This window comes from Flavobacterium aestivum (assembly GCF_026870175.2).
Classification (GTDB): Bacteria; Bacteroidota; Bacteroidia; order Flavobacteriales; family Flavobacteriaceae; genus Flavobacterium; species Flavobacterium aestivum.
The window spans coordinates 4,268,061-4,287,859 of sequence record NZ_CP113977.2; the positions used below are offsets into that span (position 1 = coordinate 4,268,061).

At 33.0% G+C, this 19,799-nt stretch carries 19 protein-coding genes; 9 read left to right on the top strand and 10 right to left on the bottom strand.

Annotation, left to right across the window (positions count from 1 at the left end):
- The first annotated feature begins 36 nt into the window (after positions 1-36).
- The 4 genes from OZP08_RS18180 to OZP08_RS18195 are packed head-to-tail and all read left to right on the top strand — an operon-like array spanning position 37 to position 2,872.
- Positions 37-1,065, top strand: a complete 1,029-nt coding sequence (locus tag OZP08_RS18180) for an iron ABC transporter permease (protein WP_281322522.1) — start codon at positions 37-39, stop codon at positions 1,063-1,065.
- 53 nt (positions 1,066-1,118) lie between these two features.
- The gene (locus tag OZP08_RS18185) at positions 1,119-1,463 is read left to right on the top strand and encodes a 5-carboxymethyl-2-hydroxymuconate Delta-isomerase (RefSeq protein ID WP_268847485.1); all 345 of its coding nucleotides are present in this window, start codon (positions 1,119-1,121) and stop codon (positions 1,461-1,463) included.
- A gap of 47 nt (positions 1,464-1,510) precedes the next feature.
- Entirely contained in the window at positions 1,511-2,293 is a 783-nt protein-coding gene (locus OZP08_RS18190) for an ABC transporter ATP-binding protein (RefSeq protein ID WP_281322523.1), read from the top strand.
- 39 nt (positions 2,294-2,332) lie between these two features.
- Positions 2,333-2,872 (top strand): hypothetical protein, encoded by a 540-nt coding sequence (locus OZP08_RS18195; RefSeq protein ID WP_268847486.1) that lies wholly within the window; start codon positions 2,333-2,335, stop codon positions 2,870-2,872.
- Positions 2,873-2,890: 18 nt separating this feature from the next.
- On the opposite strand, the gene OZP08_RS18200 is transcribed toward OZP08_RS18195, so the two are convergent.
- The 4 genes from OZP08_RS18200 to OZP08_RS18215 form a co-directional block, all read right to left on the bottom strand.
- Positions 2,891-4,498, bottom strand: a complete 1,608-nt coding sequence (locus tag OZP08_RS18200; RefSeq protein ID WP_281322524.1) for a class I SAM-dependent methyltransferase — start codon at positions 4,496-4,498, stop codon at positions 2,891-2,893.
- A gap of 106 nt (positions 4,499-4,604) precedes the next feature.
- Complete coding sequence (locus OZP08_RS18205; protein WP_268847487.1) at positions 4,605-5,060, bottom strand: tRNA (cytidine(34)-2'-O)-methyltransferase; 456 nt, start codon at positions 5,058-5,060, stop codon at positions 4,605-4,607.
- Positions 5,061-5,088: 28 nt separating this feature from the next.
- Positions 5,089-5,529: a hypothetical protein gene (locus OZP08_RS18210; RefSeq protein WP_268847488.1), complete on the bottom strand. Its 441-nt coding sequence runs from the start codon at positions 5,527-5,529 to the stop codon at positions 5,089-5,091.
- Positions 5,530-5,544: 15 nt separating this feature from the next.
- Entirely contained in the window at positions 5,545-6,108 is a 564-nt protein-coding gene (locus OZP08_RS18215) for a pseudouridine synthase (RefSeq protein ID WP_268847489.1), read from the bottom strand.
- A gap of 383 nt (positions 6,109-6,491) precedes the next feature.
- On the opposite strand from OZP08_RS18215, the gene OZP08_RS18220 reads away from it, so the two are divergent.
- Positions 6,492-10,187, top strand: coding sequence for a T9SS type A sorting domain-containing protein (locus OZP08_RS18220; protein WP_281322525.1), 3,696 nt, complete (start codon positions 6,492-6,494; stop codon positions 10,185-10,187).
- Positions 10,188-10,271: 84 nt separating this feature from the next.
- On the opposite strand, the gene OZP08_RS18225 is transcribed toward OZP08_RS18220, so the two are convergent.
- The 4 genes from OZP08_RS18225 to OZP08_RS18240 form a co-directional block, all read right to left on the bottom strand.
- Complete coding sequence (locus tag OZP08_RS18225) at positions 10,272-12,095, bottom strand: hypothetical protein (RefSeq protein ID WP_281322526.1); 1,824 nt, start codon at positions 12,093-12,095, stop codon at positions 10,272-10,274.
- Positions 12,096-12,114: 19 nt separating this feature from the next.
- A complete protein-coding gene (locus tag OZP08_RS18230) occupies positions 12,115-12,660 on the bottom strand; it encodes an RNA polymerase sigma factor (protein WP_281322527.1) in 546 nt (181 codons plus the stop codon).
- Positions 12,661-12,693: 33 nt separating this feature from the next.
- On the bottom strand, positions 12,694-13,005 hold the full coding sequence (locus tag OZP08_RS18235) for a hypothetical protein (protein ID WP_268847495.1): 312 nt from the start codon (positions 13,003-13,005) through the stop codon (positions 12,694-12,696).
- Positions 13,006-13,099: 94 nt separating this feature from the next.
- Entirely contained in the window at positions 13,100-13,969 is an 870-nt protein-coding gene (locus OZP08_RS18240; RefSeq protein WP_268847496.1) for a protease complex subunit PrcB family protein, read from the bottom strand.
- 177 nt (positions 13,970-14,146) lie between these two features.
- Between OZP08_RS18240 and OZP08_RS18245 the strand changes: the two genes are divergently transcribed.
- The 4 genes from OZP08_RS18245 to OZP08_RS18260 all read left to right on the top strand — a co-directional run bounded on the left by OZP08_RS18245 (position 14,147) and on the right by OZP08_RS18260 (position 17,264).
- A complete protein-coding gene (locus OZP08_RS18245; RefSeq protein WP_281322528.1) occupies positions 14,147-15,517 on the top strand; it encodes a DNA recombination protein RmuC in 1,371 nt (456 codons plus the stop codon).
- Positions 15,518-15,523: 6 nt separating this feature from the next.
- Positions 15,524-15,889 (top strand): 6-phosphogluconate dehydrogenase, encoded by a 366-nt coding sequence (locus OZP08_RS18250; protein WP_268847497.1) that lies wholly within the window; start codon positions 15,524-15,526, stop codon positions 15,887-15,889.
- Between the two features lie 6 nt (positions 15,890-15,895).
- On the top strand, positions 15,896-16,471 hold the full coding sequence (locus tag OZP08_RS18255; protein WP_268847498.1) for an acyl-CoA thioesterase: 576 nt from the start codon (positions 15,896-15,898) through the stop codon (positions 16,469-16,471).
- A 250-nt stretch (positions 16,472-16,721) separates the two neighbouring features.
- A complete protein-coding gene (locus tag OZP08_RS18260) occupies positions 16,722-17,264 on the top strand; it encodes a YceI family protein (RefSeq protein WP_349293460.1) in 543 nt (180 codons plus the stop codon).
- A gap of 62 nt (positions 17,265-17,326) precedes the next feature.
- Here the strand turns inward: OZP08_RS18260 and OZP08_RS18265 are convergent, their stop codons facing one another.
- Entirely contained in the window at positions 17,327-18,238 is a 912-nt protein-coding gene (locus OZP08_RS18265; RefSeq protein ID WP_281322529.1) for a TIGR01777 family oxidoreductase, read from the bottom strand.
- A 160-nt stretch (positions 18,239-18,398) separates the two neighbouring features.
- Positions 18,399-19,694, bottom strand: coding sequence for a cryptochrome/photolyase family protein (locus tag OZP08_RS18270; RefSeq protein WP_281322530.1), 1,296 nt, complete (start codon positions 19,692-19,694; stop codon positions 18,399-18,401).
- Between the last annotated feature and the right edge of the window lie 105 nt (positions 19,695-19,799).

Below are 19,799 nucleotides of genomic sequence, written 5' to 3' on the forward strand. Positions count from 1 at the left end.
TTGAAACGAGTTAGGTCTTTTTCTAAAAAAAGGGGTTTGAACAATCAAAAACGAAATACAATCTTATTCTCATTGCTCTTTTTGGGGCTCATCATCTTATTTTTTGTAAACATTAGTTTGGGATCGATTACTATCCCTTTCAAAGAAGTCTACACTAGTTTGACCGGTGGTCAATCCAGTAAATCTACTTGGGAATACATTATAATTAATTATCGTTTGCCTAAAGCTATTACCGCTGTTTTAGTTGGAATGGGATTGTCTATAAGCGGATTATTAATGCAAACTTTATTTCGGAATCCGCTTGCTGGTCCTTATGTTTTGGGCCTTAGCTCGGGTGCAAGTTTGGGCGTTGCCTTTGTAATATTGGGAGCAAGTATATTGCCCTCTTTTTTGAGTGGAATTTTATTATCTCCCTACGGAATCGTTTTAGCATCTACTCTAGGCAGTACCTCCGTATTATTATTGGTCTTATTGGTTTCGCAACGCTTACGGGACACTATGGCTATTTTGATAGTTGGACTTATGTTTGGTAGTTTTACCAGCGCCGTTGTTGGGGTTCTTACCTATTTCAGTTCGGCTGAACAATTACAGAAATTTACTTTTTGGTCTATGGGAAATTTGGGCAACTTATCTTGGCCATCCATTCTAATTTTATCGATTTGTGTGTTATTGGGTTTATTTCTCAGTCTACTAAGCATCAAACCCTTGAATGCATTATTACTGGGTGAAAATTATGCCAAAAGTATGGGGTTAAATTTTAATAAAGCCCGTCTTATTATCATTCTGGCAACAAGTATTTTGGCAGGAGGCATAACGGCTTATGCAGGTCCAATCGCTTTTATTGGACTGGCGGTTCCTCATATTGCCAAATTAGTATTCCAAACCAGTAACCATAGCGTATTATTTTGGAGCACTTTACTTTTTGGAGCAGCCATTATGTTGATTTGCGATGTGGTTTCCCAAATGCCAGGAATGGAAGTTACGCTGCCTATTAATGCCATCACGTCTATATTGGGAGCACCCGTAGTTATTTGGTTATTGGTTCGAAAGAAGAATTTTAAGTAGTCCATTTAACCATAATAGTAGTTTATAGATTTATAATTTTAAATAGAAAAAATATGCCGCATTTTGTAATTGATTGTTCTGAAAATATATTGAGTCTAAAATCTCCTAAAGAAATTATGCAAGCCGTTTATGACACTGCTGAATCCACTGGTCTTTTTGACCAAGGAGATATCAAAGTTCGTATCAATCCTTTTCAATATTACAACATTGGGAATACTGAAGATGATTTTATTCATATTTTTGCCAACATAATGGAAGGCCGAACAACTGATCAAAAAAGTAATCTCTCTCACAAAATAATTAGTCAATTAAAAGTGATGTTTCCTGAGGTTCCCATTTTATCTATTAACATTAGGGATTTTGAGAAAGCAACCTATTGCAATAAATCTATGGTGTAATATTTTTATCATGCAGTTTTTAAATAAGAATTTTAGAATCCCTCAAAATGAGTAATATCCTCTCCACTCAAAATTTAAGCATTGGTTACACTTCCAAAAAAGGAATTACTACCATTGCTGAAAACCTCAACCTAAATTTTCAAACAGGAAAACTGATTGCTTTAATTGGGGCGAATGGTATTGGAAAATCAACTTTATTACGCACTATTACTGGGATCCAAAAACCTTTGCACGGAACTGTTTTACTGAATGATAAAAAAATATCCAGCTACGAACCATTGGCTTTAGCCCAAAATTTAAGTATGGTTTTGACGGAAAAATTACCTCCTAGTAATTTAACCGTTTTCGAATTAGTCGCTTTGGGACGTCAGCCCTACACTAATTGGATTGGCACTTTATCAGATGCTGATATTCAAATTGTTCAAGATGCAATAGCGCAAACCCAGATCGAACATTTATCCCAAAAAAAACATTATGAAATAAGTGATGGACAATTACAAAAAGTTTTAATCGCAAGGGCATTGGCTCAAGATACTCCTTTGATTATTCTCGATGAACCTACTACACATCTGGATTTATTACACAAAGTTTCGTTACTGAAACTCTTAAAAAAACTATCACACGAAACTGGAAAATGTATTTTATTTTCGACTCATGATATTGATATGGCTATCCAATTGTGTGACGAAATGATTATTATGACTCCCGAAACTGTGGTTCAAGATGAGCCTTGTAATTTGATATCAAAGGGAATTTTCGACAATATATTTAAGGACGAAAATCTTTTTTTCGACAAAGAAAAAGGAAAATTTACTTTCAAAAATCTATAATAAGTTGTTTATCTTTGTAAGAGTCGTAAAATCTTAAAGATGAAACACTTACTTGGAATTATTTTGTTTTTTGGAATGACCATAAGTTTGGCACAAACAAAGTTGGAAATGACACCTAAAGGTTTTGCTCCTCTTGAAATAGAAACGCCCAATCGACCGATTAATAAACTATTAGAGCAGTCTAAAGAATGGGCTCCCTATTACAATAAAGATGGTTCAGATGTTTTTGACGTGACTGAAAATTCCTTAACAATAGAAGCTGTCTATGAAAATGCTTATTCCTATTGGAATATAGCTGTAAAATATAATTTTGATATCAAATATAGTCTCAAAATTGTATTTAGAGAAGACCAAAAATATACACTTACGTTTATTGTAAAAGAAATTTATACCGGTAGAGTACCTTTGAAAACTACTATAGCTGATTTTTTTACTCCTGAAGGAAAACTCAAAGACGATTATAAAGACGTAAAACCTTCATTAGAAAAAACCGCAAATAAAATTGTAAAGTCTTATATTAATTTCATAGCCCAACAGTCCGCCCCATTATCCGTTACAGGAGTGAATACTAAAAACTGAACACTGAAATACTGGCTTTTAAATTCCTTTCAATAAATTAATGCTCACTGTAGCAATGTCTGAATCTGGAAATTTTTTAAAATAGTTAAGATCCAGAAATAATCCCGCCTCAGCAGCAATTTTATGTAAGACATCAATCTCAACAATATATTGATCCGAAAATCCGTGTGTGGCATCATAGGCCGTAGCAGCTGTTTTACCCAAATTTGCGGCTGTTAAATGTGGTGCTATTGTGTGTAATTCAATAATGAGTAATCCAAATTTATGTACATAAGGCGACCATTTCTTAAAATGTTCCAATAAATTATCTTCGACCAAATTATTATTAATACGTACTCCTCTGTGTGCAAATGCTCCAGTTGAACTACTTATTCTTCCTTCGGAGATTTGTTTTGGCGTTTCCCAAATTCGGTTATGATCCAGAAAAGTCCTTACATTCAACAGATCCTTTAAATCGATATTATAATTTTCAGACAAATCATCGGCTAGCAAATCGGGTCTACCGATGTCTCCCCAAATTACTTTAGCCCAAATATCTGCTTTAATCAAATTGGCACGAGTCACTTTAAGAGCTGTTTCATTATAATCTACCCCCACCAAAAATAAAGGATGAGTATTTAGCATTTTTCCTCTTAAAGTTTGGCGGTCAATTACATCAAAAATGTGCTCTAAGAAAGCACCGTTTCCGCAGCCCATATCAAGTATTCCTTTTGGTTGTTCTTCTATAGGCAAATTAAAGAGTTTGATAATAATTTCGTCAACCACTTTAAAATAAGTGTCATGCGCTCCACCACTTCCCCACACATTCATCTCACGATCTACATGGATTTCTGTTTCACCATCCCCAACGATTCTTAAAACAGAAGGATTCCCAAAAATTAATTCATCTATTTTACTAAAAGTTGGCAAATACGAAACTGTTACGCCATAAGCAGAAGCTCTTTTGGCGAAAAACAAACCTTTTTCCGTAAATTGATAATTGCCTTTTTTCTCGGTAAACCATTCTAAATAAACCAAAAAATCAAGGATGATTTTGAAATTTTCAGGAGATTTATGAAACTCTTCCGGACGGAAAGAGATTTCCATAAAATATTTGTGAAACATGCCACTCATACCGAGACGCACTATTGTTGGACCAACCAAAAAACCCTCGATATGTTTTAAGATTTGATGCTGAATAGTATTGGTCAAAGAATCCTCAGAGAACAGAATTCCATAATTGTCTTTGTATTTTTCGAAAATAAATTTCAAACGTTCAAAAGGAGCTTCTTCAAATAATCTGGGATGAAAATCCATCGAAAATTTCAATAAATCCACCACATCTTTATATAACGGAAAAAGAGAAAAAGCAATTTCGCTTTTCTCATTTATAGCAATGATAATCTCGTCAGTGCTTGTATTTATATGATAATCAACGAAACCTTGAGAAGCCAAAACACGCAGACCTACATTGAGATAACCTTCATTAGATTTGAATATTGAGGTCAGTTCTGAAAGGCGTACCTCTTTTTTGTCTAAAATATGGGCTAACACCCCTTTTTTATAAAGGGAATATGCAACTGGAGATGTTACTAAACCGTCGAGATGTTTGAAAATAGTACTCCGTAAGGAAACGTTATCTATCATAAAAAGAGATTTAAGACAGGAATATAATGTCTATCTCAAATATATAAAAATTCTCTTTAAAATAATAGATTGTTTTTTGCAGCAAATAGATTTCAACCACTTCAAATTAAACACCTAATCCAATCTGTCTCTTCGCTTCGCCTACAACAAAAGCAACCGAATTGGCAATATTAAAACTTCTAATTAAGGGTGACATAGGAATGGTCAGATGATTTTCGAATAATGCCAAAACTTCGCCACTTAAACCTACACTTTCCTTGCCAAAAACTAACCAATCACCATCCTGAAATTGATTCTCTAAATAAGACTTTTTTGCATGGGAACTCATCAGGAAAACTCTGGATTGATCTGGGATTTGAGACATCCACTCGGCAACATTTTGATATTCGGTAACATCAAGGTGTACCCAATAATCTAGTCCGGAGCGCTTCAGATTCTTATCATTGATAACAAACCCAAAAGGATGTATTAAATGCAAACGGCTTTCGGTGCCTACACACAAACGGCCAATATTTCCGGTATTATTTGGTATTTCGGGTTCTACGAGAACAATATTTAACATAACTATTTTTGTTGTTTTTTATCAAGGTCTAACAATCATTAGCCTGATAGTTTTCATTCTCAAGTGCATTTTCTAAACTCTCAATTTGTTTAGCACTTACTTTTATTTTCTTTAAATCTACTTTTAGCTGTTTTTTCCCATCTGGTGAAATCCACAAACCTTTCAATTGATTGTTTTCTCTTTTCAAAAGAAAAACTCCGGTATTAAAATGTTCTACCATCGTAAATTGATTCTGAGATTCTGAGAACGTTATATCAAACAAAATCCATTCTTTATTCTTATTGGATTTATACTTGTATATTCCATCAGAATATATCGTTGGACAACCATTTTCAGCAACTTTTAGGTACAGGGAGATTTCTATTTTTCCGTCTATTTTCCCTTCATATAATTCTTGAGAAATTACTTTTTGGGAATATCCGTAACTTGATAATAACAACAGTGCAAAAACTAAGATTTTCGATTTCATTTTTAAATATTTCAATTATAAAAAACTTTTTACTTCTAGAACTTCCCCAGCTTGTAATTCATTCAAATATACATTTCCTATTCGGACTCTTACCAATCTTAATGTAGGAAAACCAACAGCCGCTGTCATTTTACGCACTTGTCTAAACTTTCCTTCATTGACCGTAATAGAAGCCCAAGAAGTAGGACCGTGACGTTCATCTCGAATCTTTTTTCCTCTTGCTCCAAAATTTGGAATCTCGTTTACAATAAAAGCTTCGCAGGGTTTGGTGATATACTTTGTACCATTAAAACCAATTTCGACACCTCTTTTCAATTGTTCTATGGCTTCTGGAGTAATAATACCATCGACTTGTACATAGTATTCTTTATCGACTTTTTTGCTCCTAATGATTTCACTCATTTTTCCATCAGTGGTCAATAACAGTAATCCTTCGGAGTCTTCATCAAGCCTACCGATAGCCATTGTCCCTACAGGAAAATCATATAATTCCCCCAAAAGTTTTTTCTTGCGCTTCAATTCGTAAATAAACTGACTTAAATAACCGTAGGGTTTATGGATGATGAAATGATGGTGCATAAATATGAAAAATCAATTATGGGGCTAAACTACAATTTTGAATTCTGAATTATAGAACTACAATAAAAAAATATAAAGAAAGTGAGATAAAATAATTTTAGAACAAATGATTCCTGTCTAAATATCTCTTTTTTTCAATACTTAAAACAGTAGAAAACATTCCTTTTTAACCTAACTATTTTATTTTTTCAAAATCAAAAATCAATACACATACATACCAAAATCAGCATATAAATCACGAATCCCATAAAAAAAGCACATTTTACAAGTGATATATTGCTATATCCTTAAAAACACAATACAATAACTTTTTGATTTCATAATACTTACTTAACTTAAAAGCCTGTAGATTTGATTTCTAAAAACTCAACTTTTTTTAACAAATGAAAAACATCTACCCAACATGTCATTTAGTATCTTTTTTAACTCTATTTTTTTGCTTTTCTTTTTCTCTTTCGGGACAAACACATCCAGCAATACAAAATTTACCTTTTTCAGAAAATTTTGATGCACTGACAGCAACTAGCAATATCTATCCTGCCGGTTTTCAAGGATGGACAGTAGGTACAACACCTATCCCTACTCCAAGTAATTACAATACTAGCGCTACCCTCATTGCGGACAAAGCTTTAACACCAAGTAGTACTGCAGCTACTACAAGTGGCAACATCCATAACTACAATGGAAAAATTGGTTTTCTGACTACAAGTTCATTAGACTTAACTCTAGGATTTGCTTTTACAACAACTGGAAAAACTGGAATCGTAGTACAATATGATGCTATGGTAATACGTAATCCTTATGACGGTACTAGTAACACCCGAATATCCGAAATGGCTTTGCAATATCGAGTAGGCACTACTGCTCCTTTTACAACACTCACATCTACCGTTTATGTAAGCAATACCTTCAAACAAATTTCTACTACAACTGCCGAAGTAAACTCACAACCTATAAAAGTCATTTTACCTGCTGAATGCGAAAATCAAAGTATTGTTCAAATCAGGTGGATTTCCAAACAAAATTCAGGAACAGGTTCCCGACCGTCTTTTGCCATTGACAATATAAGCATTCAAAATGATGTAACAGCTCCTGTGAATATAAGTGGTTTTCCAAAAATAGACAATATACTATCTAATGGTTTTGATTTTTCTACACAAATAAACGAAATTGGTAAAACCTATTTTGTTCTATTGCCCGCAGGAAGTACCAAACCAAATGCAACTCAAATAAAGGCAGGACTAGATGCCAACGGAAATTCTGCTTTACAAGCTGATGTCATAAATACTACTGACGCCTCTTTAATTTCAACAAAAACCATTACTGGTCTTACATTAAATACAAGCTATGTTATTTTCTCCATAGCTGAGGACAACTATGGTAACATCCAAACCGACAGTAACCAACTTAACATTACAACTGCCAACGTTCTGGTTCCAGCAATTACAACAACAATCAACTCACTCAATCTAGGGTTTTCGGAACAAAACTTTGACTCCAATACATTTAAATATCAAGTACAAGCTAATAACTTAAATAGCGCCGTCACTCTTACTTCAACAGGAAATTTTAGTATTTCAAAAGAATCAAATGCTAATTTTCAAGCTTCCTTAACCTTTGATAAAACAGATTTTGATGCCAATAATACACCAACTGTTTATGTACGTTTCACACCAAATAATACTGGTGATTTTTTAGGGCAAATAACCCATCAATCCACAGGAGCCACAGATAAAATCATAACTTTATCTGGCATTGGAATAAATCCATATTTTGAAAATTTTAATGATGTAAATGTCCTATCCAATAGTGGATGGACTGCCTATAGTGTGACGGGAAATAAAATAAAATGGGCAAGTACCAGTAGCCGTTTTAACAGCTCACCAGCTGCCATTCAAATAAATGGCTATACAGAAATTGGAGCTAGTAAAGATTGGTTAATCTCTCCTAAATTACGTTTAGACACCTTTAATAAATTCCCAATACTATCATTCTACTCTCGTAAATTTTATGCAGGTTCTGCTTTAAAATTAATGGTTTCTGTTGATTATGATGGTGTAAGCAGCCCTGAAACCGCTACTTGGACAGCGCTCGAAGGAGATTTTCCAACTACAACTGGAGTTTTCAAAAAATCCAATTACATCAATCTGGAAGCTTATAAAACAAACCATACTTATTTAGCTTGGGTTTATGAAACTATTACAAATAACGCAGATAATGCAGCCGAGTGGACAATTGATGATGTAAGTATTACCAATGAAACTACTTTTTTAGCTTCCAATCCAAATTTAAACTTTGGTGAAGTTTCTCCAAATTCAACCTCCGACAGTCAGCCTTTTATTTTTAAAGCAGGTGGCTATGGAGACTTTACGATAACTGCTCCTACAGATTATCAATTATCCACAGATAATCTTAGTTTTCAATCCAGTATAAACGTTTCTGATGTGGATGCATTAATTGGTAAAACAGTTTATGCCCGATTTACTCCTACAACTAAAGCCTTAACTATTTCGGGTAACCTTACAGTAACGGCTACTGGTTTAAATCAACAAATAGGTTCTTTTACAGGTTCATCATGGCCAAAAACAGAAACTTTTGATATCGTTAGTTACAATTTAGAATTTTTTGGTAGTGATGTAAAAAGCACAAGTAATGTAGAATTTGGACCAACTGACGATGCTCTACAAGTTGACAATGTTGCCAAAGTAATGAACAAATTGAATGCCGATGTTTATGTTGTGCAAGAAGTATCAGATGAGCCTTCTCTTGATCAGTTAATCCAAAAATTAAACATCAATGGTAAGACTTTTGACAAAACCATTTCACCAGTTTGGTCGTATTCTTTTAATCCTACAGATCCTAATTTCCCTCCACAAAAACTAGTGGTACTTTACAACACACAAACTATAAAAGTCAAAAAAACCAGAGCGATGTTCAGTGAATTATACGACAATATCCGTTCTGGAAAAACTACTTTAGCTAATTATCCAGGCGGTAATAGTACTAGTTTTTTCGCATCTGGTCGTTTACCCTATATGGTTGAAATAGAAACTAATATTGCTGGAGTTAAAAAAAACATTAACATCATAGATCTTCATGCTCGTGCAAACAGCGGAACCGACATCTCTAAATACGATATGAGAAAATATGATGCAGAGTTCTTAAAAGATAGCTTAGATGCTCATTATCCAGATACCGATTTTATAATTTTGGGAGATTTTAACGACGACGTAAAAGCCTCTGTTATTGCAGGGAATCCTTCATCGTACCAAAAATTAGTCGAAGATACGACTCGCTATAATACATTAACATTAGATATCAGCAAAGCGGGAGCTTATAGTTTCTTGAGTTCAGGAGGTTTTCTAGATCATATTATCACTTCGAATGAACTAACAGATGAATATGTACCCAATTCTATTGCCGTTTACGATCCTCGAACTGACATCCCTAATTATGTGAATACCACTTCGGATCATGGTCCCGTTATTGCTCGTTTCGAGCTTAAAAAATCAAACACCACTCCAATAGTCAAACAGGTAGTTTCATCACAGTCGACAACCATTCCTAACCAGATAAAAATCAATCTTCAAGATGCATTTTCAGATGATGATCTTGACGTATTAACTTATTCAGTAAGTACAACAGATGCTACAATTGCTGATCTTAGCATTTCGGGTTCAACCCTTACTATCTTATCTAAAAAAGTGGGGGCAACAACAATAACTATTACTGCCAACGATGGTTTGGGAGGAACCGTAAGCACTTCATTTGTGGCAACTATTAGCTCTAGTTTGTCGAATATAGATTTTGATTTATCGAAAAAAATATCCGCTAAGGCATATCCAAATCCAGCCAATGATGTTGTTACTATAGCTGTACAATCAAACGATGAAAAGAACATTCTATTGAAACTTTTTGACCTAAATGGCAGATTAATTGGTTATCCTATTGAAATCAAAGGAGCTTCAGATGGAAACACCACTAAAATACCTGTGGGTCATTTACAGTCTGGTTTTTATTTTTACACATTAAGTATTGATAATAAAGTGGTTCTCAAAGACAAAATAATCATACAATAAACCAATCTTTTTTAAATACAAAATGCTAGGTTCTTTCACAAGAATCTAGCATTTTTTTATGATTAATGTTTCTTTTAATAAATTTTAGAAAGAAACATTCAAACCTACATTAAACATCCATTGAAATTGATTAAACGATTGATTCTCTAATGGATTGATATAATAATTCATTCCAGGCTCTACAAATACTTTAGTTTTTTTATAAAATTCATATTGTAAAGTACTACTCAATAAAGTTCCATAAACATATTGATTTACGTTTTTATTCTCTCCTATTGAATTCCCATCCAAAGCAATGTCGTTAGAAATTAACTTCCCAACAAAACCTCCGGTATTCATTATTATATTGGTTTTCTTTTTGCTCAAAAGAGCGTACGAAACCTCCAAAGGCATTTCGAAATACTTCAAATTTTGTGTTACATCGCCCTTTTCTAAACCATTTTCTTTTTTAGAACTGGATGCGAATAGATATTCATCATCAATCGTAATAGACACAAATTGATAATTGGTTGATGGATTAGGTACATAATTATCATTAGCTATAGGTACCGAAACTGCACTAGACAAACTTTGCTTATTATAATATGAAACTCCTGCTATTTTTTGTCCCAATTCATTAATTTTAAAACCCGAGCTTACACCCCATTTTTTGTTCAGTTTATAATTGGTCTTCACGCCATAGCCATTAGACTGTTTTGATGCTATAGTGTTTCCTAATGATTTTGCATTATTATAATTTTGAGAACTCATAACTCCTGCAAAAACCTGAAGCGACCATTTATCAATACTTTCAGGATCTTTTTTCTTCGTAGTTTTATCTTTATCCAATTGAGCTAAAGCATTCTCAAGCTGAGCAACCTCTTTTTTGATTTTATCCAGAGAATCTTTCGAACTTGTATTTACTGCAATTCCTTTATTGTTATTCGATTCCGAAATAATATTCTTTTCGGTACCCACAACTGATTTATCATTGGCATTTAAATTATTAACCTGAGCTGATTTGGGAATTACTTTTGTTGAAACTACTTTATCGACATTCGATTCCGAAATAATATTCTTTTCGCTACTTACAACTGATTTACTATTTGCGTTTATATTATTCGCTTGAACCGATTTAGGAGTTACTTTTGTTGTAACTACTTTATTGATATTCGCTCCTGAAAATGCATCATTTTCGTTACTTACAGCTACTTTATTATTTGCATTTGAATTATTGGTTTGAACATCTTTTGCATTTACCAATTTTGATGTAGAAACAGTAAGCGGTAAATTTTGATCCGCTACTGCTGTATTTACTTTGGATTCAGCTACAACTATTGCATTCCTCTTATTATTTTTCTGCAATTTCAAGTTCTGCTCTTTCGCTTTAATTGGAGTATTCAAAATGTTTGCCTCAGCAACTTGATTCGTATTATTGTTTAAATGAATACTATTTTTATTTAATTTACCGTTGCTCGCATTATTCTTTTTATCATTGAAACTCTCATTACCATTGAGGTTGTTCTCTCTATCATTTATTTTTACATCGGTATTTGCAACCCCATTATTCTCTTTAATGTTTCTACCCTTTTCATTAGCATTCTTGTTCTCATTATCAATGTTTTTTTCATTGATATTGTTATTATTATTATTATTATTCCTGTGTGATCCCTTTTGTAGTACAACACTATTGGCATCATTTTCTATGCTTCTTTCAAAACCATTCACTTGGTTAGATTTAAAATACAAAATAGTTGGAACAGAAAGTCCAACTAGTAAACTAGCAGCAATAGACCACCAAATAATGGCACGCTTCTTCTTTTTAGGTTCGTCTAATTGTGCTTCAATTTTATCCCATAACTCGGGTGGTGGAATACTGGAGAAGTTTTCCAATGAAGAAAAAATAGATTTTGCTTCTTTATTTTTCATGCGTTGTTGTTATTTGCTTTTATGCTATTTTACAATTTAATACAGCCAAAATTCTTTTTTTTAGAATGCTCTTGGCTCTATTCAAATTAGATTTCGATGTGCCTTCTGTAATTTGGAGCAATTTTGCTATCTCTTTATGTTTCATTTTTTCGAAAATAAACAAATTAAAAACCATTCGGTATTGATCTGGTAATTCTTGAATGTATTCTAATAATTTTTCATGTTCAACTGGAGCCAATTCTAATTCCTCTTCCTCTACTATTTCGGCATCAAAAACATCCAAAAACAGCACATCTTTTTTCTTTTTCTTTAATGTTTCCAGTAACTTATTAATAAAAATACGCTTGATCCAACCTTCAAAACTTCCTTCAAATTTATATTGCCCTATTTTTTGAAAAGCAATTACAAAAGCCTCCTGAAAAACATCTTTGGCATCGTCCTCATTTCTCATGTATTTAAGACATAACCCATATAAAACGGGAGAAAACAACTGATATACTTTCAGTTGTGCTTCCCGGTCGTTTTCGACACATTTTTTAATATATGGTTCTATATTTTCTTTCAAGAAACTAGGTTTTGACTTCGTTATTTTTTTGTTTTAATTCCTGTAAAACTGATAATTCATTATTGCATCACTGGATGCAACATCTTGATGATTCAAAAAGAAATTGTCATTTTTATAATTCTGCCAAACATCTTTTACAAAAATAGACTTATCTTTTATAGTATTATCAAAATTATCTTTGACATTTCCAACTGGCATTTTTTCTCCTACATCTGTAAAAATAAAAATTTTCCATGCCCAACTTTCCATTACTTCTTTTTTGGAAATTTGCTCAAAACCTACCTCATCAGAAGCGCATGAACAAAATGTAAAAAACACAAGAAACACTAAAATTAAATTTTTCATATGCTGCGTATTTAATTTTTACAAGAGTCGACGTCTCATTCTTTCTAATCGTTTCAAAATCAAGATAATAAAAAACTTATTAATTTACAACATTCTATACTTTGGTTTTTAATTCTAAAATTTTATCTTGAATTACTTTCTTAAAAAGAATAATATTTTGGGTTTGATCTGCCGAATTATCTACATCTAAATATACTTTGGTCACAACACCTCCTTGACTCCATTCAAAATAAACACCTCCTTGATCGTGAGAATCAGGTGAACCAAATGTTTTTGTCTGACCTTTTAGATCTTTAATCTCAGTTGGAATTTTCAAAAGAAAAGCTGCAAAATCATCTTTAAAACCTAATGCTTTATAACCATATTGATTAAAATCATAAGAATCATAATTCACTCTTAGATAACGAAGTACTTTCTCGTTTTCTATTCTAAAAAATTGCTGGCAATCAGCACCTGAACATTCACCAAAATAAGTTCCAACAACTACATAATCATTAATTGGATTAACTTTCTTAAAGAAAATAGGTTTATTTGATTTTGGAAGTACTACATAATCTGCAGGATAAGTTAAAACTGTAGTTACAAAATCATCCTTTTTGGGTTCTTGTTCAAAATATTCTACCACAATTTGACAATTGTCTTCAACCACCGATTGAATTTTTATAGTATACCCACCTGTTGGTTTTTGTCCTGCCAAAAGACCTAATACTCTTTTCTGACTAAAATCAGGCAGTGCCACATCTGTAGTTTGACACGTTGTAAACAGTTTCTGGATATCTTCATTAGAATTTACAATTATAAAAGAAGGTTGTTTTGGGTTCTCTTTCAAAACACCACAATAACTAAAACTCTCATACATAACATTAGTGACTTTGCCACAATCAATCGTATTATTATTATCTGATGGATCAGTACATGAATAAAGACTTAAGGTAGTAAACAACATCAAAATTAAATTCTTCATATTATATTTTATTAGATTATATAGTTAAGATTACTTTCTAATAAAAAGGTTGCGTTGCGATGGTAAAAAAAATGTTCTTTTAGTATTAAATTCAGAATAGTTCGTGAAATTTTATTTTTTAAAATTAAGTACTCCGTATTAATCAGTACTTTTACTTTTTTAAAAAAGCAAAAATTTATGTTAACGACTCTTCCTCTGTTATTGGTTTTTATTATCGCTCTCGCAATAGGTGTTTTTATTGGCAAACTCATATTTTCTGCCCGATTTCAGTCGGAAAAAGTAAGTTTGGAAGAGAAGCTAATCGCGCTTAATTCGCAAATCAGTCAACAAAAAGAACAATTTTTATTAGATAAAAACACTTTCGAAAAGCAATTGGAATTATCCAATTCCGAAAAAGAAAATATCCGAAACGAAAAAGACAGTCTGGCTATTCAACTATCTAAAAAAGAAGTTGATTTTGAAAATCTTTGGGAACGCAACAAGGAACAAAAAGAAGAAGTTGAAAAACTTCAAGAAAAATTCACCAAAGAATTCGAAAACCTCGCCAATAAAATATTAGACGAGAAATCGAATAAGTTTACCGAGCAAAACAAAGAAAACATGAAAAGCATCTTGTCTCCACTACAAGATAAAATTCAGTTATTCGAAAAGAAAGTCGAAGACACACATAAAGAAAGTATTGATTATCATGCTGCTTTACGCCAACAAATACTTGGTTTACGCGAAATGAATATTCAAATGAGTAAGGAAACCATCAACTTGACAAAAGCGCTAAAAGGTGATAGCAAAATGCAAGGAAATTGGGGTGAACTGGTTCTGGAACGTGTACTCGAAAAGTCTGGATTAGAAAAAGGACGTGAATACGAAGTTCAACAATCACATATCAATGGAGACGGTCAACGTGTTTATCCTGATGTGGTAATTAATCTTCCTGATGGCAAAAAGATGGTTGTCGATTCTAAAGTTTCCTTAACTGCATATGAGAAATACATTAATGAAGACGATGATGTAGCTAAAACAGGTTATTTAAAAGAGCATGTAAATTCTATAAAACGTCATGTTGAACAATTGGGAGATAAAAATTATCAGGATTTATATCAAATAGAAAGCCCTGATTTTGTTTTATTGTTTATCCCAATGGAACCTGCATTTGCCATAGCGCTCAACGAAGATACTTCGTTATACAACAAAGCATTCGAGAAAAACATCGTTATTGTAACGCCTTCAACTCTATTGGCCACTTTACGTACTATAGACAGTATGTGGACCAACCAAAAACAACAGGAAAATGCCTTTGAAATAGCACGTCAAGCGGGTGCTCTATATGATAAATTTGAAGGTTTTGTTGCCGATTTAATAAAAATTGGAAAAAAAATAGATGAGAGTAAAGTTGAATATCAAGGTGCTATGAATAAACTGGTAGACGGAAAAGGAAATTTAATCATTAGTATTGAAAAACTTAAAAAAATGGGTGCCAAGGCCAAAAAAGCCCTTCCGGATAGTATTCTAAAAAGAGCCGAAACCGATGAAAACTCGCTTATAAACTAACCAAACATGAAAAAATTTCTAGTCCTAATTATAGCATTAATTACCATTGGCAATCTAATTTATTTTGCCTTCATTTATTATGTTCCTGTTAGCGATGGAATCCGATCTGGAGAATTGATTCGATTAAGCCATAAAGGAATTATCATAAAAACATGGGAAGGAGAATTGAGCCAAGGAGTATCCGGCTCTCAAATCTTTAAATTTTCTATTTTAGATAGTAACAAAGAAGTGATCGAAAGCATGAAGAATCTTCAAGGACATTATGTAAAACTTACCTATGTAGAAAAATACAGAACCTTTGTCTGGTGGGGAGAAACCAGATTTTTTATAACATCAATACAAAAGGAAAAATCTCCTTTTAACCCAAAATAATCATCTATGGATAAAACTTTTAAGACTGTTGCCTCATCATACATTAGTATATCTGAATTAATGTTGCCTTCTCATTCCAATTTTAGCGGAAAAATACATGGAGGTTATATTTTATCACTTCTGGATCAAGTTGCTTTTGCTTGCGGTTCTAAATTTTCCGGAAACTATTGCGTAACGGCTTCAGTAGATACAGTCAATTTTTTAAGTCCTATTGAAGTAGGTGAATTAGTAACCATGAAAGCCTCAGTGAACTATGTTGGAAAAAGTTCTATGATTATAGGTATTCGTGTAGAAGCCGAAAATATTCAAACAGGAAATATAAAACATTGCAATTCCTCTTATTTTACAATGGTTGCCAAGGATAGTGAGGGTAAAAGCGTAACTGTTCCCGGTTTGATCCTTTCTACCTTTGATGAAGTGCGAAGATTTTGTAATTGCTTAAAACAAATAGCATTAAAAAAAGAAAAGGACCTACATGAAGAAATCTTCGATTATAGCTCAAAAGATACACTTTTGGCGTTAACAAAATACAATATTAAACTCGAATTAGATTCCAATATCCCTATCGGAAAATCAGAATAGTTTTCAATCCTCGCAAGAATAAAAAAAGTACAAATTTGAATCAAGAACTCAACAATTCTTGATTCAAGTCATTTATTTTGACTGTTTTTTAAGAATAATGTGGCTAAAATTACGTATCTTTAAGAGTGAATCCGATTTAAGAAAAGGATAAAATTTAAAAGAATTATATGCACATTTTGTTTATGTCAATATTCTTTCAGAAAAAAATCGGGTCAAAAAATATAATTGTATAATTTTTGTAATAGAAAAAATGATGAGAAAAATTACTCTATTATTTCTACTGTTAAACATCTATTTCATTGACGCCCAAGAAAAACTGACTTCTTCAGATTGTGTAATTCATTTTGAAGCGTCTGTCCCGCTTTTTGAAGCAGTCGAAGCGAAAAACGATGCAGTTAGTTGTGTTTTAATCCCTCAAAAAAGCCAAATTACTTTTGTTGCCATTATCAAAAAATTCCAATTTAAGAGAGATTTAATGAAAGAGCATTTTAATGCTAATTATATGGAAAGTGATCGTTATCCTAAAGCCATTTTTAAAGGTCTTATCGAAAAATTTGACATGAAAGACATTAATGAAATTGAGAAGGACTATCAAATAAAAGGAAAAATAGAAATTCATGGCCGATCTAAAATAATTGCAGTTTTGGCAAGAATAAAAAAAGTAAAAGACGGAATCCAAATCAATTCTAATTTTACTTTGAATACTGATGATTTTAATATAGAAATCCCATCTATAGTAATTGCTAAAGTTTCAAAACTTGCCAATACAGAAGTAGAATGTATATTACGGTAACCATTTAGTGGGTGGTAATTTGTTTACCATTCACTAATTACAAATTACAAAAACCAGAAAAACTATTTGATACAATCCGCAAGAGCTTTTTTCAAGTTTTTAAACTTAAATCGAAAACCCAGGCTTTTTATTTTATCAGATGAAACTCTTCTACCGGCCAAAATAGCAGTAGCCATTTCTCCCAAAATCAGTCGCAATACAAAAGCAGGCACATTCGGAAGCCAGATAAAATATCCATACTCTCTTGCCAATAATTTTGAAAAGAATGAGTTTGTAGTACTGTCATTTATGGTTGCATTATACGCACCAGTCATATCTTTGTTTTCAATAGCTTCTAGATAAATGGCACACAAATCATATATATGTATCCAAGGCATATACTGTTTCCCTGATCCTAATGCTGATCCTAAACCAGCTTTAAAAATAGGAGCCATTTTTTTTAGAAGTCCACCGTTTCTCCCTAAAACTAAACCAGTTCTGATTTTTACCGTTCGAATGCCTAAATCGGCAAATAAATCGGCTGTTTTTTCCCATTTTTGGCATGTTACCCCGACAAAATCATTCCCAGGAAGTGTATTTTCTGTGCAAATTCCTTCACCATTTAAAGCTCCATAAATCCCAACGGCAGAAGCTGATACAAAAGCTTCAATTTTTTTATTATGCTTTTTCAGAATAGTATAAATCAACTGAGCTGAGAGTGTTCTACTATCTATTATCTCAGCCTTTCTTTTGGCAGTCCATCTTTTTTCGGCAATACCCTCTCCTGCCAAATGAATAATATAATCCGCACGGAGCACCGCTTCTTCATCAATACTTCGATTCGTAACATCCCAAACGTAATAGGTAATACCTTCGGTGTTAGGCTTACTGCTCCTAGTCAATATAGAAACTGTGTAACCTTTATCTAATAACATTTTCGTCAAATACTTTCCAATAAAACCAGTCCCTCCCGTTATTAAAACATTCTTATTCATAGCAATCAAAATTAGGGCAGTCAATTAATGACTATACAAATATAAGTTACTATTAAACACCTCATTATTAATGTTTAGTTAAACGTAAACCTCTTCATACTAAAAAACAGAAGCGCAATTAACAAAATCATTTATTAACTGAAACGGAGAAAATTCAGAATCACTTCAAAATTCCTGCTTTATAAGTCGCAATGGCTCTATCTCTGGCAAATGCATGTTCTATCATAGGTTCACCATATCCCAAATCAAATTCAGGAATCCATTTGCGGATATAGATTCCTTTCTCATCAAACTTTTTAAGCTGAATATCGGGATTAAAGACCCTGAAATAAGGTGCTGCATCACAACCCGTTCCGGCTGCCCATTGCCAGTTACCTATATTGGCAGACAAATCGTAATCTAATAGTTTTTGGGCAAAATAGGCTTCTCCCCACTGCCAATTGATCAATAAATGTTTGCACAAAAAACTCGCCACCACCATACGCACTCTATTGTGCATATACCCCGTTTGATTAAGTTGACGCATTCCAGCATCGACCATAGGATAGCCTGTAGTTCCTGTACACCATCGTCTGAAATCTTCCTCATTATTACGCCATTGTATGCCATCATAAGCCGATTTGAAATTTTGAGTGACTACTTTGGGAAAGCTAAATAATATTTGCATAAAGAATTCTCTCCAAATCAGTTCGCTCAAAAAAACATCGTTTTTGCGAGCAGCCCAGTTCACTAACTTTCGGATACTGACTGTTCCAAAACGCAAATGTGGCGAAAGATACGAAGTACTATCAATAGCGGGAAAATCCCTTGTTTCTTGGTAATTAGCAATCTGCGTCAGATTATAGGGAATTACTTTTATCTCACTTTCCTCAAAACCTATTTGCTGTAAGGTCGGAAAATCAAAATGATTTTTGCAAAAATGGGAAAAGTAATTTTGGGTATCATATTCTTCTAGTGGAGCCAAGGATTTGTATTTCTCTAACCATTTATTTTTATATGGTGTATAAATGGTATAAGGCAGTCCATCAGCTTTGATGATTTCTTTTTCTTCAAAGACAACTTGATCTTTAAAAGAAAAACAAGCTGCATTGTTCGCATTTGCTAATGCACAAATATCCCAATCTCTTTTGATTGCGTAGGGTTCATAATCCTTATTAAAGTAAATTTCTGAAATAGCAAACTCCTTAAAAAGATTTTCCCAAACCTCAGTTGTCCTTCCTTTTTTGATTAACAGTGAACTGCCAATGGCATTTAATTGCGCATTTATTTTTTGGAGTGATTCGTGTATAAAACCAACACGAGCATCGTTTTGGGGTAAACTCTCCAAAATATCCGTATCAAAAATAAACAAAGGAATTACAGGATTCTTAGATTGCAAAGCATGATGCAACGCCACATTATCATCCAGACGCAAATCGCGGCGGAACCAAAAAATAGATACTTGTTGTTTTGTCATTATTTAAAAAAAAGAAAATTCATGTAATTACTTCGCTTGCTCATTATCGCCCAGATTAGGTCAAAAAACATTTTCTGTTGGCAAATAATTCGCTAAAATTAACAA